Raw genomic sequence first — 13,970 nt, forward strand, 5'->3', positions numbered from 1 at the left:
CGCAAACCGGACAAACTCCCCACCCCTCACAGGAGAAGCGAACGTGCTGACGATCGGCGACCAGTTCCCGGCCTACAACCTCAAGGGCGTGGAAGGCCCGTCCGCTGACAAGCTGGAGTTCAAGGACTACACCTCGGAGGACCAGAACGGCTGGAAGGTCGTCTTCTTCTGGCCGATGGACTTCACCTTCGTCTGTCCGACCGAGATCGCCGCGTTCGGCAAGCTGAACGAGGAGTTCGCCGACCGTGACGCCAAGATCTTCGGCGTCTCCGGCGACTCGGAGTTCGTGCACCACGCCTGGCGCAAGGACCACAAGGACCTGAACGACCTGCCGTTCCCGATGCTGGCCGACATCAAGCACGACCTGATGCGCGCCTGCGGCGTCGAGAACGCGGACGGCACCGCCCAGCGCGCCGTCTTCATCGTCGACCCGAACAACGAGATCCAGTTCGTCATGGTGACCGCGGGCTCCGTCGGCCGCAACCCCAAGGAGGTCCTGCGGGTGCTGGACGCCCTGCAGACCGACGAGCTGTGCCCGTGCAACTGGAACAAGGGCGAGGACACCCTCGACGCCCAGGCCCTGCTGGCGGGCTGACCCATGGCCCTCGACGACCTGAAGTCCGCCCTCCCGGACTACGCCAAGGACCTCAAGCTCAACCTGGGCTCGGTCATCGGCAACTCCGACCTCCCCGCCCAGCAGCTGTGGGGCACCGTTCTCTCCTGCGCGATGGCCACCCGCAGCCCCGCCGTCCTGCGCGAGCTGGAGCCCGAGGCCAAGGCCAACCTCTCCCCGGAGGCGTACAACGCCGCCAAGGGCGCGGCCGCGATCATGGGGATGAACAACGTCTACTACCGGACGCTGCACCTGCTCTCCGACAAGGAGTACAGCAGCATGCGGGCCGGTCTGCGGATGAACATCATCGGCACCCCGGGCGTCGAGAAGGCCGACTTCGAGCTCTGGTGCTTCGCGGTCTCCGCGATCAACGGCTGCGGCCAGTGCCTCGACTCCCACGAGGCCGTCCTGCGCAAGGCCGGCGTCGACCGCGAGGTCGTCCAGGCCTCGATGAAGATCGCCGCCGTCCTCCAGGCCGTCGCCGGCGTCCTCGACTCCGAGGCCGCCCTCGCGACCGCCACCGCCTGACCCGCACCACCCCGGACCGGCCCCTCCCCCGGACTCCCCCCGAGTCCCGGCGAGGGGCCCGTCCGCATACCCCCATTCCCCCCACACCCACCGCCATCTCCGACTACAGTCCGACGCGGACCGAACACACCTCCGAGAAGAGAGGAAGAGGCCGCATGCCCGGCACCGGGGGGAACGCAGGGTTCGAGGTACGAGCAGGGGAGCTGCAGGCGGCCGGACGCACGGCGTCCAAGATCGCCGCACTGATACCGGGGGAGACGAAGGCCCTCCTCGATGCGAACATCGGGGCGATCGTCAGCGGGCACGTGGACCGGGTCCGAAGGACGGAGGGCCGGTGAATCGACCCGAGGAGAGGCCCACTGGCCCAGGACGTCCGAGCGGCCCGCACGGGCAGGTCTCCCGGGCCGGGAACGGGTGGGCCAAGCTCGCCGTGCTCTATTGGGTCCTGGTGGGACTCGCCGTGAGCGGATGGGTCGCGATCGCCTCGCTTCTCTCGATGTTCGGGCTGGACGAGGACTGGAGGTTGGACCGAGCCGCACGAGTGGTCCTTCTGCCGCTGCTCGGTCCGGTCGCGGGCGGCCTGCTGAGCTGGGTGCTCCTGGCCCTTACGCCCGCTCGGCACTGGGCACGGACAGCCAAGTCCGCGCTGGTGGCGAACGGCGCGCTGATCGGCTGCATGGGCGCGTTGATCTGGGGCGCGGTACTCGCGGCGCGCTGATGCGGCAGACCGCGGACGGGTCCCGGCGAGGGGCCCGTTCGCGTGGGCGGGAGTCGGGGGGTCAGGCGGTCGGGGGGCGGGTGGCGGCTTCGCGGGCGGCTTCGAGGGCGGTGAAGACGGCCTGGCCGGCCTCGTTGCGGCGGCGCAGGTGGGTGACCACGGTGTTGGTGACGGCGATCAGGGGGACGGCGACGATGGCGCCGCCGATGCCGCCGATGATGGAGCCGGCGGCCACGCCGAGGACGACGCCGAGGGGGTGGACGCGGACGGCGCGGCCGAGGATCAGCGGCTGGAGCACATGGCCCTCGATCTGCTGGACGGCGATCAGCACGACCAGCACCATCAGCGCCGTCCAGGGCGTCGTGGTGACCAGCGCGATCAGCACCGCGACCGTCCCGGTGACCAACGCGCCGACCAGCGGGACGAAGGCGCCCAGGAAGATGATCACGGCGAGCGGCAGGGCCATCGGCACGCCGAGCAGCTGGATGCCGATGCCGATGCAGACCGCGTCGATGAAGGCCACGCAGACGGTGCCGCGGACGTAGGCGGTGAGCGTGGCCCAGGCCTTCGGGCCGGCGCCGGCCATCGCGTAGCGGGAGTGCCGGGGCAGGCCGCGCAGCGCCCAGTTCCAGATCCGCTCGCCGTCGTAGAGCAGGAAGAAGGTGGTGAAGAAGGCGAGCAGGACGGCGGTGAGCACCTCGACGGCGATCTGCGCGCCGGTGATGCTCGCCGAGGTGATCTGCTCGGTGTTGGTGCTGATCGCCTTGGTGATCTGGTTGGCGAAGTCGGTGATCTGCTGCTCGGTGAGGTGCAGCGGCCCGGTGATCAGCCAGTCCCGCAACTGGTCGACACCGGCCTTGACCTTGCTGGTGACGGTCTCCAGGTTGGTCGTCACCTGCCAGACCACGAACCAGCCGACCAGCCCGATGCCGGCCAGTCCGCTCATGAACACCCCGCCGGCCGCCAGCGAGCGCGGGACGCCGTGGCGGCGCAGCCAGGAGACGGTGGGCTCCAGCAGCGCGGAGATCAGCAGCGAGGCGAGCACCGCGAAGGCGACCAGCCGCAGCATGTCGACGATGTAGAAGACGACGTACAGCGCGGCGCCGAGGAGCAGCAGCCGCCAGGTCGACTCGGCGGCGACCCGCAGGCCCCACGGCACCGCCTCGGCGGGGGTGGCGGGTCGGCCGAAGTGCCCGTGCGAGGCGGGGACGGCGGGCGACGGCGGTGCGGGAGCAGCGGCGGGAGCCGGGACGGGCGCCGGAGCGGGAGCCGGGGCAGGGACCGCGGGCGGCGGGGCGGCCTCGGAGCGCGGGCCCGGCAGCGGGTCGGCGGGCAGCGGGGGCAGCCCGGACAGCGGCGGTTCGTGGAAGTCGGCCGCCATCGCGGCCCGCCGGCGCCGTTCGATCACGGCGGCCGCGCTCGCCACCACGGCCATGCCCTTGGCCACGGCCTTGAAGGCCTTTCCGCCCCGCGCCATGCTCGCTACCACTTCTCCCCGCCGGAGCCGCCCGGTGCGGCGGCACGCCGTGGTCCCGCCACGGCCGTCAGGAAGACGCTACCCGGCCGGGAGGCGGTGAGTCCGCTCCGCGGGCACGTTCCGTGCGGGTTCTTCGGGGCCGATTCCGGGGCAAACCAGCACGTCCCCGGTGGTTTCAGGCGCCGGGCAGCGGGGAGGAGTCGATCGGGAACACGGAGCCATCTGTCGGCGGACCGGCCGGCGCGGGGAGCTACCAGGACCCCTCCCCGTCCCCGCGTCCGCACCCAGGACCGCACCGCCCGCAGGCGCACTGGTCAGCGCGGCCCGGGCGGCGCGGCCCGCTCCCGGGCGGCGGCCGCCGTCGCGGACACCGCGCCGACGCGAACACCGCGGCCCCCGGTCACGGCGGAAGCGTGACCGGGGGCCGCGGCGGTGTTCCTAGTACCAGTGGTGCGACTGCCAGAACGACCAGGCGCCACAGGGGCTGCCGTAGCGGCTGTTCATGTAGTTCAGGCCCCACTTGATCTGGGTGGCCGGGTTGGTGCGCCAGTCGGCGCCGGCCGAGGCCATCTTGGAGCCGGGCAGCGCCTGGACCAGGCCGTACGCACCGGAGCTCTTGTTGGTGGCGGTGTAGTTCCAGCCGCTCTCGCGCTTCACGATCTGGCTGAAGCACTGGAACTGGGCGTCGTTGCCGACGATCTGCTGGGCCAGCTCCTGCACCGAACCGGGGCTGACCGAGACCGCGGGGGCGGACGCGGTGCTGTCGGTGGCGGCCATCGCCGAGCGCGCCTTGGAGCGGTTCGCGGCGGCCTCGTCGGCCTTGCGCTTCTCCTCGGCGGCCTTCGCGGCCTTCTCCGCCTCGGCCTTGGCGGCCGCCTCGGCGGCCTCCTTGGCAGCGGCGTCGGCCTTGGCCTGGGCCTCGGCGGCGGCCTGCTGGCGGGCCGCCTCCTCGGCGGCCTTCTGCTCGGCGGCGGCCTTGGCGGCGGCGTCGGCGGCGGCCTGCTGGGCGGTTGCCTGCGTACCGATGTTGTCGCTGATGGTCTGCGCCTGGGCGCCGGAGGGGACTTCGGCAAGCAGGGTCGCGCCGGCGACGTCGACCGTCTGCGTCGTCTTGCCGTCGCTGCCCGAGGCCATGCCGACGACGGCACCGACAGCGGTGACGGCGGTGGCGGAGGCGACAGCAACTCCCCGGACCGAGATCCGAGTCACATGGATTCCTTCCAGCATCGCCCACGCGTGACCGTACGGGCGCAACATGCCCCTTGGCGCTGCCCTCCGTACGGTGCTGGTCACGGGAGGTACTGACCCGGCGTCCGGCCGAGGTGAGGCGACCGGGCGTTGTGATCGGGCGGCGTACGGCTCTCGGTCTTCACTTGTGCGTCCACCGACCGGAGTTGGCGGACCGTCCGGGCCGGACTCCCGGCCTTCCGGAAGCCCTGCCATGCCGTACGCGGGGCCTGACAGAACCCTCACCATGCCGCACGGGGACCTGTCGACGCAATTCCCCGTTGCGTGGCGGATCTCACATTCACCGAACCGGCGTTCGCCGGACGGAAAGCACTCGATGTGATGAAAAGGACGGGGCCCGCTCCGTCAGGAACGGGCCCCGTGCCAGGGATTGACGCTTCTGTCCGGTCATGCCCGAATGGTCCGGTTGAGCCGGATGTCAACGGCTCACGGGTTGACGTCCTCCAGCATCTCCGTCACCAGCGCGGCGATCGGCGAACGCTCCGAGCGGGTCAGCGTGATGTGCGCGAAGAGCGGATGCCCCTTCAGCTTCTCCACCACCGCCACCACGCCGTCGTAGCGGCCGACCCGGAGGTTGTCCCGCTGCGCCACGTCGTGGGTGAGCACCACCCGCGAGCCCTGGCCGATCCGGGACAGCACCGTCAGCAGGACGTTGCGCTCCAGGGACTGCGCCTCGTCCACGATCACGAAGGCGTCGTGCAGGGAACGCCCGCGGATGTGGGTCAGCGGCAGGACCTCCAGCATGCCCCGGGAGATGACCTCCTCGATCACGTCCGGGCTGGTGACCGCCGAGAGGGTGTCGAAGACCGCCTGGGCCCAGGGGCTCATCTTCTCCGTCTCGGTGCCCGGGAGGTAGCCGAGCTCCTGGCCGCCGACCGCGTACAGCGGCCGGAAGACCATCACCTTGCGGTGCTGCTGGCGCTCCAGGACCGCCTCCAGGCCGGCGCACAGCGCCAGCGCGGACTTGCCGGTGCCGGCCCGGCCGCCCAGCGAGACGATCCCGACCTCCGGGTCGAGCAGCAGGTCCAGCGCCACCCGCTGCTCGGCACTGCGCCCGCGCAGGCCGAAGGCCTCGCGCTCGCCGCGCACCAGCCGGACCCGCCCGTCGCCGGTGACCCGGCCGAGCGCCTTGCCCCGCTCGGAGGTGAGCACGAGTCCGGTGTGCACCGGCATCTCGGCGGTGCCGTCGACGTCCACCCCGGCCTCGTGGCCGGCCGCGAACAGCGCGTCCACGTCCTCGGCCGGGACGTGCAGCTCGGCCATGCCCGTCCAGCCGGAGGTGATCGCCAGCTCGGCCCGGTACTCCTCGGCGAGCAGGCCGACCGAGGACGCCTTGATCCGCAGCGGCAGGTCCTTGGAGACGACGGTGACGTCGTACCCCTCGGCCTGCAGGTTGCGGGCCACCGCCAGGATCCGGGTGTCGGCCTCGCCGCCACCGGCCCGGTAGCCGGCCGGCAGTATCGACGGGTCGGAGTGGTTGAGCTCCACCCGGATGGTGCCGCCGAGCTCGCCGACCGGGATGGGCTCGTCGAGGCGGCCGTACCGGATCCGGTAGTCGTCGAGCAGTCGCAGCGCCTGGCGGGCGAAATACCCCAGCTCCGGGTGGTGCCGCTTGGCCTCCAGCTCGGTGACCACGACCACCGGGAGGACGACCTCGTGCTCCTCGAAGCGGGTCATGGCGAGCGGGTCCGCCAGGAGCACACTGGTGTCGAGAACGTACGTGCGCCGGTCTGGTGTCCGGCGGCTCTTGGAACTGACCACTAGGCCTCCAGGGCGGATGACCCTGCGTCATCCGCGGCAAGCCGGCCCCCGCTGCCCCGGTGGCCTCGGGGCCGGTCTGACCGGAGTATTCCCAGGCGGGGGGCGGTGCATTCGCGCCCTCGGAGAACTGACGGATCATTGCGGGTGAACGTTTGGCCTTGCCCGGCAGCCGGGTAGGCCAGCCCCTACGGTGGTCAATCCCGCTCGCCCGGGACGCCGGCCCCGCCCGCCCGGGACGTTCCGGCCCTCCGTCAGAGACCCATCCGCCGGTTGCGCTGCTCGTAGGCGCGCAGCGCCCGCAGGAAGTCGACCTTGCGGAAGGCCGGCCAGTACGCCTCGCAGAAGTAGAACTCGCTGTGCGCGCTCTGCCAGAGCAGGAAGCCGGAGAGCCGCTGCTCGCCCGAGGTGCGGATGACCAGGTCCGGGTCGGGCTGGCCCTTGGTGTAGAGGTGCTCGGCGATGTGCTCGACGTCCAGGATCTCGGCCAGTTCCTCGATCGAGGTGCCCCGGCCGGCGTGCTCCTGGAGCAGCGAGCGCACGGCGTCGGCGATCTCGTGCCGGCCGCCGTAGCCGACGGCCACGTTGACGGTGATGCCCTCGATGCCCGCGGTCTCCTCGGCCGCCCGCTTCAGGACGTCCGCGGTGTGCTGCGGCAGCAGGTCCAGTGCGCCGACCGGGTTGATCCGCCAGCGGCGGGCGGCGGCGAGGTTGGTGACGGCGTCCTCGATGATGCCGAGCAGCGGGACCAGCTCGTCGGCCGGACGGTCGAGGTTGTCGGTGGAGAGCATCCACAGGGTGACGACCTTGACGTGGGTCTCGTCGCACCAGCCGAGGAACTCGCTGATCTTGTCGGCGCCGCGCTGGTGGCCGTAGGCGGTGGAGCCGCCGGTCGCGCGGGCCCAGCGGCGGTTGCCGTCGAGGATCACGCCGATGTGGTGCGGGGTGCGGGCGAGGTGCACCTCGACCCGGCGTCCGTAGAGGCCGTACATCCCGTCCAGCAGGACGCGCAGACCCGGCGTGCGTTCGACGACATCGCGCAGACCCATGGTTTTCGGCCCCTCCGTGCTCACTTCACCGGGTGCTTCAGAACCCCCGGCGCAGCCTACTCCCGCGCCGTGGCGGCAGGGAAAGCCGCTGGTCGCGGGAGGGTCACGGTCCTGTACGAAGTCTGTCCCCGCGGGCGCGTCCGCGGTGGCCTGAACGCGCCGGAACGGCGCTGCGGGGACGCTCCGGGGAACGGCCGGCGGCCGGATACGGAACGGTCTCCGATTCCTTAAGGAATCCGTAAGCCGACGGTTCAATGCTTGACGACCCCCAATGGTCTAGTCCAGCTTTTGTTCCCAGGGCGGAACAGAACACCGGACCGCCCTCGTCAAGGCAGTACTTCGGACGCAATGCCCTCCCCCACACGCGGCCGCCGCGCCCCCCACCGCGGCGGCCGCTCCTCCCCCACAGGAGCGCACCTCCATGGCCCGTACGCTGAACCGGCCCGTGTCGCACAAGCGCCGCCGCGGCCCCGTCCCGGCCCTCGCCGCGGGCGCCACCGCTCTCGCCCTGGCCGGCACCGGCCTCGCCCTCTTCGCCGGCGGGGCCAACGCGGCCGCCGGGAACCTGGTCGCCAACGGCGGCTTCGACGGCTCGCTGAGCGGCTGGGTCTGCGCCGGCGCCGCGAGCGCCGTCACCACGCCGGTCCACTCCGGTTCGGGCGCGCTGCAGGCCACCCCGAGCGCCGGGGACACCGCCGAGTGCACCCAGACCATCAGCGTGCTGCCCAACACCAGCTACACCCTGAGCGCCTGGGTCCAGGGCCCGTACGCCTACCTCGGTGCCCGCGGCACCGGCGGCACCGACCCGAGCGTCTGGTCCAACCAGAACAGCTGGAACCAGCTCTCCACCACCTTCACCACCGGTGCGAGCGCCAAGAGCATCACCGTCTACCTGCACGGCTGGTACGGCCAGAGCGCCTTCCTCGCCGACGACGTCGTGCTGAGCGGCCCGGGCGGGCCCGTCACCCCGAGCCCGACCGCGACGGTCACCCCCACCCCGACCGTCACCCCCACGGTGACGCCGACCGTCACGCCGACCCAGACCGTCACCCCGACCCCCACCCAGACGGTCACCCCCACCCCGACCCAGACGGTCACCCCGACGCCGACCGCGACGTCCACCGGCAACCCGAACACCGGGGTGCCGAAGCACGCCATCACCGGCTACTGGCACAACTTCGACAACAAGGGCAACAACCTCCAGAAGCTGGGCGACGTCCCGGCCGCGTACGACATCATCGCGGTGTCCTTCGCCGACGCCGTCCCCAACCGCGCCGGTGCCATCACCTTCAAGCTGGACCCGGAGCTCTCGGCCGGCCTCGGCGGCTACACCGACGCCCAGTTCCGTGCCGACGTGAAGGCCAAGCAGGCGGCCGGCAAGAAGGTCATCATCTCGGTCGGCGGCCAGAACGGCGCCATCTCGGTCAACGACGCCACCGCGGCGCAGACCTTCGTCGACACCGCCTACGCCGTCATCAAGGACTACGGCTTCGACGGCATCGACATCGACCTGGAGAACGGCGTCAACGCGACGCACATGGCGAACGCCCTGCACAGCCTCCAGGCCAAGATCGGCTCCAGCTTCGTCCTGACGATGGCCCCGGAGACCATCGGGATGTACTCCACCGCCGGCGCCTACTTCCAGCTGGCGCTGAACACCAAGGACATCCTGACCGTCGTCAACACCCAGTTCTACAACTCGGGCGGCATGAACGGCTGCGACGGCAAGGTCTACAACCAGGGCACCATCGACTTCATCACCTCGCAGATCTGCACCCACATCCAGGGCGGGCTGCGGCCCGACCAGGTCGGCATCGGTGTCCCCGCCTCCAGCAAGGCGGCCGGCGGCGGCTACGTCGCGCCGAGCGTCGTCAACAACGCGCTGGACTGCCTGGCCACCGGCAAGAACTGCGGCAGCTTCGTCCCGCCGGCCAAGTGGCCGACCATCCGGGGCGCGATGACCTGGTCCACCAACTGGGACTCCGTGAACGGGAACGCCTTCGCCAACACGGTCGGCTCGTTCGTCCACCAGATGCCGTAACTCCCCCCGGCGCGCCGCTCCTTGAGGGTGGGGCCTGCGCGTCGGCGGCGGGCCCGTCGTACCTGACCGGTACGGCGGGCCCGTTCGCGTTCCGGGGCCGGAAGGGCTCCCCGGCCCGGCGGCTCAGGAGTGGCCCAGGACCGCCAGCAGGGTGCCGAGCAGCAGGAACGGCCCCAGCGGCACCTCCCGGCCGCGCACCGGACGGCGGCGCACCAGGGCGGCCAGCAGCACACCGACCGACCAGAGCCCCGCCAGCAGCACGAAGGCGGCCAGGCCGGCGAAGGCGGCGGACCAGCCGTACCGGCCGAGCAGCGCGCCGAGGCCGAGCGCCAGCACGGTGTCCCCCGCGCCCACCAGCCCCAGCTGGACCGGCACTTCGAACAGCACCCCGGCGGCCAGCGCCACCAGCAGGCAGCGCAGCAGCACCCCCGGGGCGTCCTGCGCCAGCTGCACGCCCGTCAGCAGCACCGCGAGGCCCGCCGCCAGCGTCCAGGTGAGCGGGTAGGGCAGCCGGTGCACCCGGGCGTCGGTGAAGCCGAGCACCACACCGGGCCCGGCCAGCCAGAGCAGCAGCAGCGCGTCCGCCGGGTGCGCGGCGGCCAGTGCGGCGGCGGCCGCGGCCGCGGTGACCGCCTCCACCCGCCAGGGGCCGGGGCCGAGCCCGGTCCGGCAGCCCGGGCACCGCCCGGTCGGCGGCAGTCCGCGCAGCCCGTGCCCGCAGGACGGGCAGGCCAGGCACCACGGTTCGTCCGGCGGCACGGCGTAGCGCACCACCAGTCCCCGCAGCGCCGGTGCCACCAGCAGCCCCGCCAGTACCGCTCCCAGCGCGCTCGCGATCACGGCCCGCCCCCTCCGTCCCCTGACGCGGTCGCCGACGGCCGGCGGCGCCCGCACCAGTGTGCCGTCCGTCTCGTTCCGGACGGCACCCCTCCGCGAGTCCTCGTCTTCGGCGCCGTTCCGGGCACCCGGGCGCCGATCCACAAGGCGGGCCGGGGGCTGCGCCTCCTGATCGAAGGCGGAGCGGAACGGTGCCCTCCGAGCGGTCCCGCGGGTGTGCGGCGACACGCGCCGAGGAGCCCGTTCGTACCCCTAAAGTAGGCAGGCATGCAGGTCATCCAGTCCAGCAAGCTCGCCAATGTCTGCTACGACATCCGCGGTCCGGTGCTCGACGAGGCGATGCGGCTGGAGGACCAGGGCCACCGCATCCTGAAGCTCAACACCGGCAATCCCGCGCTGTTCGGCTTCGACGCGCCCCCGGAGATCCTCCAGGACATCCTGCGCAACCTCTCCACCGCGCACGGCTACGGCGACTCCAAGGGGCTGCTCTCCGCGCGCCGCGCCGTGGTGATGCACTACGAGGAGCGCGGCCTGGACGGCCTGGACGTCGAGGACGTCTTCCTCGGCAACGGCGTCTCCGAACTGATCCAGCTGGCGATGACCGCGCTGCTGGACGACGGCGACGAAGTGCTCGTCCCGGCCCCGGACTACCCGCTGTGGACGGCGTCCGTCTCGCTGGCCGGCGGCACCGCCGTGCACTACCGCTGCGACGAGCAGTCCGAGTGGTACCCGGACCTCGCGGACATCGAGTCCAAGGTCACCGACCGGACCAGGGCGCTGGTGGTGATCAACCCCAACAACCCGACCGGCGCCGTCTATCCGCGCGAGGTGCTGGAGGGGCTGGCCGGGATCGCCCGCCGGCACCGGCTGGTGATCTACGCGGACGAGATCTACGACAAGATCCTCTACGACGACGCCGAGCACGTCCCGCTCGCCAGCCTGGCGCCGGACCTCTTCTGCGTCACCTTCAACGGCCTGTCCAAGTCCTACCGGGTGGCGGGCTTCCGCTCCGGCTGGATGGTGCTCTCCGGCGAGCGCACCCGCGCCCGCAGCTACGTCGAGGGCCTGAACGTGCTCGCCTCGATGCGGCTGTGTGCCAACATGCCGGCCCAGCACGCGGTGGCCGCGGCGCTCGGCGGACGGCAGTCGATCAGGGACCTGGTCCTGCCCGGCGGCCGGCTGCTGGAGTCCCGGGACGCCGCGTACCGGCTGCTCAACGAGATCCCCGGGGTCAGCTGCGTGAAGCCGAAGGGCGCGCTGTACGCCTTCCCCCGGCTGGACCCCAAGGTCTTCAAGATCAAGGACGACGCCAGGATGGTGCTCGACCTGCTGCGGGCCGAACGGATCCTGCTCGTCCAGGGCACCGGCTTCAACTGGCCGGAGCCGGACCACTTCCGGCTGGTCACCCTGCCGCGCGCGGAGGAGATCACCGACGCGGTCACCCGGATCGGCGCCTTCCTCGGCGGCTACACCCAGCCGTAGGGCGGGCGGCCGGGCGGGCCGGGGAAGAGCCGTGGCCGGGCCGCGCCGGGAAGAGCTACGGCCGGAGCCCGGTCCGGGCGATCTCCTTGGTCGGGGAAAGATCGTCCACCGGGGCTCCGGCCGTCCTGTCGCCGGCCGGCGCGCGGTTCGTGCAGCGCGCCGGCCTCTTTACCGCTCCTGCTGAGGCTCAGGCTCAGCCGAGGCGGGCGACCAGGTCTCGGTACTCGTCCCACAGCTCGGTGGGCGTGTGCTCACCGAACATCTCCAGGTGGGCCGGGACGAGCGCGGCCTCCTGACGCCAGATGTCGGCGTCGACGGTGAAGAGCAGGTCGAGGTCCTCCTTCGACAGCTCCAGGCCGTCCAGGTCGAAGCCCTCGACGGTCGGCAGCACGCCGATCGGGGTCTCGACGCCCGCGCCGGTGCCCTCCAGACGCTCGACGACCCACTTCAGCACGCGGCTGTTCTCGCCGTAGCCCGGCCAGACGAACTTGCCCTCGGCGTTCTTGCGGAACCAGTTGACGTAGTAGATCTTCGGCAGCTTGCCGGCGTCCGCCCGGGCGCCGACCTCCAGCCAGTGGGCGAAGTAGTCGCCCATGTTGTAGCCGCAGAACGGCAGCATCGCGAACGGGTCGCGGCGCAGCTCGCCGACGGTGCCCTCGGCGGCGGCGGTCTTCTCGGAGGCGATGTTGGCGCCGAGGAAGACGCCGTGCTGCCAGTTGAAGGACTCCGTCACCAGCGGGACGGCGGTGGCGCGGCGGCCGCCGAACAGGATGGCCGAGATCGGCACACCCGCCGGGTCCTCCCACTCGGGGGCGATGGTCGGGCACTGCGCGGCCGGGACGGCGAAGCGGGCGTTCGGGTGGGCGGCCGGGGTGCCGGACTCCGGCGTCCAGTCGTTGCCGCGCCAGTCGGTCAGGTGGGCGGGCTTCTCGTCGGTGAGGCCCTCCCACCAGACGTCGCCGTCGTCGGTCAGCGCGACGTTGGTGAAGACGGTGTTGCCCCAGAGGGTGTCGATCGCGTTGGCGTTGGTGTCGACACCGGTGCCAGGGGCGACGCCGAAGAAGCCAGCCTCGGGGTTGATGGCGTACAGCCGGCCGTCGGCGCCGAAGCGCATCCAGGCGATGTCGTCGCCGATGGTCTCGACCTTCCAGCCCGGGATGGTGGGCTGGAGCATCGCCAGGTTGGTCTTGCCGCAGGCGGACGGGAAGGCGGCGGCGACGTACGTGGGCTCCGCCTCGCCGGCGGGGCCCGCCGGCGGGGTGAGCTTCAGAATGAGCATGTGCTCGGCCAGCCAGCCCTCGTCGCGGGCCATGGTCGAGGCGATGCGCAGCGCGTAGCACTTCTTGCCGAGCAGGGCGTTGCCGCCGTAGCCGGAGCCGAAGGACCAGATCTCGCGGGTCTCCGGGAAGTGCGAGATGTACTTGGTGCTGTTGCAGGGCCACGGCACGTCGGCCTGGCCCTCGGCGAGCGGGGCGCCGACGGTGTGCACGGCCTTGACGAAGTCGCCGTCCTCGCCGAGCTGGTCGAGCACGGCCCGGCCCATGCGGGTCATCACGCGCATCGACACGGCGACGTAGGCGGAGTCGGTGATCTCGACGCCGTAGGCGGCCAGGGGGGAGCCGACCGGGCCCATCGAGAACGGCACGACGTACATGGTGCGGCCCTTCATGGCGCCGCGGAACAGGCCCTGCTCGCCCTGGAAGATCTCGCGCATCTCGGCGGGAGCCTTCCAGTGGTTGGTCGGGCCGGCGTCCTTCTCCTGCTCGGAGCAGATGAAGGTGCGGTCCTCCACGCGCGCCACGTCCGAGGGGTCCGAGGCGGCGTAGTAGGAGTTGGGTCGCTTCTCCTCGTTGAGCTTCTTGAAAGTGCCCTGGGCGACGAGCAGGTCCGCGAGGCGCTGGTACTCCTCCTCGGAACCGTCGCACCACTCGACGCGGTCCGGCTGGGTGAGCTCCGCGATCTCGTTCACCCACGCCAGCAGGCGCTGGTGGCGGGTGGGCGCGGCGCTGAGAGCAGCCGAGTTCTCGTTCGACACGATCGCTCCGTTTCACGCCATCCCGGCGGGGAGACGGCGTAGCGGGGGTTGAGGGTGCTTGCAGCGTAGCTCCGGACCCTAGGCTTCAACGCGGCAGATCGGCAGAGTTGACGCATCTTTTACTACAGTACGGATGATTACCGGCCAGTAAGGCGGCCCCTCCGACGCTCCCGGAGGCCCGCAC

Annotated in this window: 12 protein-coding genes; 6 read left to right on the plus strand and 6 right to left on the minus strand. The window is 71.7% G+C overall.

Annotated elements, in window-relative coordinates; all coding sequences use genetic code 11:
• Nucleotides 1–43 precede the first annotated feature (43 nt).
• The 4 genes from ACF1AK_RS26935 (at nt 44) to ACF1AK_RS26950 (ending at nt 1,859) form a co-directional block, all read left to right on the plus strand.
• Nucleotides 44–595 carry a peroxiredoxin gene (locus ACF1AK_RS26935; RefSeq protein WP_391501399.1) on the plus strand — a complete coding sequence of 184 codons (552 nt, stop codon included), beginning with the start codon at nt 44–46 and terminating at the stop codon, nt 593–595.
• Between the two features lie 3 nt (nt 596–598).
• Nucleotides 599–1,141 (plus strand): alkyl hydroperoxide reductase, encoded by a 543-nt coding sequence (locus ACF1AK_RS26940; RefSeq protein ID WP_391501400.1) that lies wholly within the window; start codon nt 599–601, stop codon nt 1,139–1,141.
• A gap of 155 nt (nt 1,142–1,296) precedes the next feature.
• Complete coding sequence (locus tag ACF1AK_RS26945) at nt 1,297–1,479, plus strand: hypothetical protein (protein ID WP_391501401.1); 183 nt, start codon at nt 1,297–1,299, stop codon at nt 1,477–1,479.
• A 122-nt stretch (nt 1,480–1,601) separates the two neighbouring features.
• Nucleotides 1,602–1,859, plus strand: a complete 258-nt coding sequence (locus ACF1AK_RS26950) for a hypothetical protein (RefSeq protein ID WP_391501402.1) — start codon at nt 1,602–1,604, stop codon at nt 1,857–1,859.
• Nucleotides 1,860–1,920: 61 nt separating this feature from the next.
• On the opposite strand, the gene ACF1AK_RS26955 is transcribed toward ACF1AK_RS26950, so the two are convergent.
• From ACF1AK_RS26955 to ACF1AK_RS26970, 4 genes are all read right to left on the minus strand, one after another.
• The gene (locus ACF1AK_RS26955; protein ID WP_391501403.1) at nt 1,921–3,336 is read right to left on the minus strand and encodes an AI-2E family transporter; all 1,416 of its coding nucleotides are present in this window, start codon (nt 3,334–3,336) and stop codon (nt 1,921–1,923) included.
• Nucleotides 3,337–3,774: 438 nt separating this feature from the next.
• Entirely contained in the window at nt 3,775–4,545 is a 771-nt protein-coding gene (locus ACF1AK_RS26960) for a transglycosylase SLT domain-containing protein (protein WP_391501404.1), read from the minus strand.
• A 465-nt stretch (nt 4,546–5,010) separates the two neighbouring features.
• Complete coding sequence (locus ACF1AK_RS26965; RefSeq protein ID WP_391501405.1) at nt 5,011–6,345, minus strand: PhoH family protein; 1,335 nt, start codon at nt 6,343–6,345, stop codon at nt 5,011–5,013.
• Between the two features lie 251 nt (nt 6,346–6,596).
• Nucleotides 6,597–7,391: an isoprenyl transferase gene (locus ACF1AK_RS26970; protein WP_391501406.1), complete on the minus strand. Its 795-nt coding sequence runs from the start codon at nt 7,389–7,391 to the stop codon at nt 6,597–6,599.
• A gap of 421 nt (nt 7,392–7,812) precedes the next feature.
• On the opposite strand from ACF1AK_RS26970, the gene ACF1AK_RS26975 reads away from it, so the two are divergent.
• A complete protein-coding gene (locus ACF1AK_RS26975; protein WP_391501407.1) occupies nt 7,813–9,432 on the plus strand; it encodes a chitinase in 1,620 nt (539 codons plus the stop codon).
• 123 nt (nt 9,433–9,555) lie between these two features.
• Here the strand turns inward: ACF1AK_RS26975 and ACF1AK_RS26980 are convergent, their stop codons facing one another.
• Nucleotides 9,556–10,272, minus strand: a complete 717-nt coding sequence (locus ACF1AK_RS26980) for a prepilin peptidase (RefSeq protein WP_391501408.1) — start codon at nt 10,270–10,272, stop codon at nt 9,556–9,558.
• A gap of 264 nt (nt 10,273–10,536) precedes the next feature.
• Between ACF1AK_RS26980 and ACF1AK_RS26985 the strand changes: the two genes are divergently transcribed.
• Nucleotides 10,537–11,751, plus strand: a complete 1,215-nt coding sequence (locus tag ACF1AK_RS26985) for a pyridoxal phosphate-dependent aminotransferase (protein ID WP_391501409.1) — start codon at nt 10,537–10,539, stop codon at nt 11,749–11,751.
• 193 nt (nt 11,752–11,944) lie between these two features.
• On the opposite strand, the gene ACF1AK_RS26990 is transcribed toward ACF1AK_RS26985, so the two are convergent.
• Nucleotides 11,945–13,786, minus strand: a complete 1,842-nt coding sequence (locus ACF1AK_RS26990) for a phosphoenolpyruvate carboxykinase (GTP) (RefSeq protein ID WP_391501410.1) — start codon at nt 13,784–13,786, stop codon at nt 11,945–11,947.
• Nucleotides 13,787–13,970: the final 184 nt, after the last annotated feature.

The organism is Kitasatospora sp. NPDC015120 (assembly GCF_043080305.1).
In the GTDB taxonomy this organism is placed as follows: Bacteria; Actinomycetota; Actinomycetes; order Streptomycetales; family Streptomycetaceae; genus Kitasatospora.

Coding starts and splice junctions, on each gene's coding strand:
- ACF1AK_RS26940 (WP_391501400.1), top strand. CDS start 599: ATGGCCCTCGACGACCTGAAGTCCGCCCTCCCGGACTACGCCAAGGAC.
- ACF1AK_RS26945 (WP_391501401.1), top strand. CDS start 1,297: ATGCCCGGCACCGGGGGGAACGCAGGGTTCGAGGTACGAGCAGGGGAG.
- ACF1AK_RS26985 (WP_391501409.1), top strand. CDS start 10,537: ATGCAGGTCATCCAGTCCAGCAAGCTCGCCAATGTCTGCTACGACATC.
- ACF1AK_RS26975 (WP_391501407.1), top strand. CDS start 7,813: ATGGCCCGTACGCTGAACCGGCCCGTGTCGCACAAGCGCCGCCGCGGC.
- ACF1AK_RS26970 (WP_391501406.1), bottom strand. CDS start 7,391: ATGGGTCTGCGCGATGTCGTCGAACGCACGCCGGGTCTGCGCGTCCTG.
- ACF1AK_RS26955 (WP_391501403.1), bottom strand. CDS start 3,336: ATGGCGCGGGGCGGAAAGGCCTTCAAGGCCGTGGCCAAGGGCATGGCC.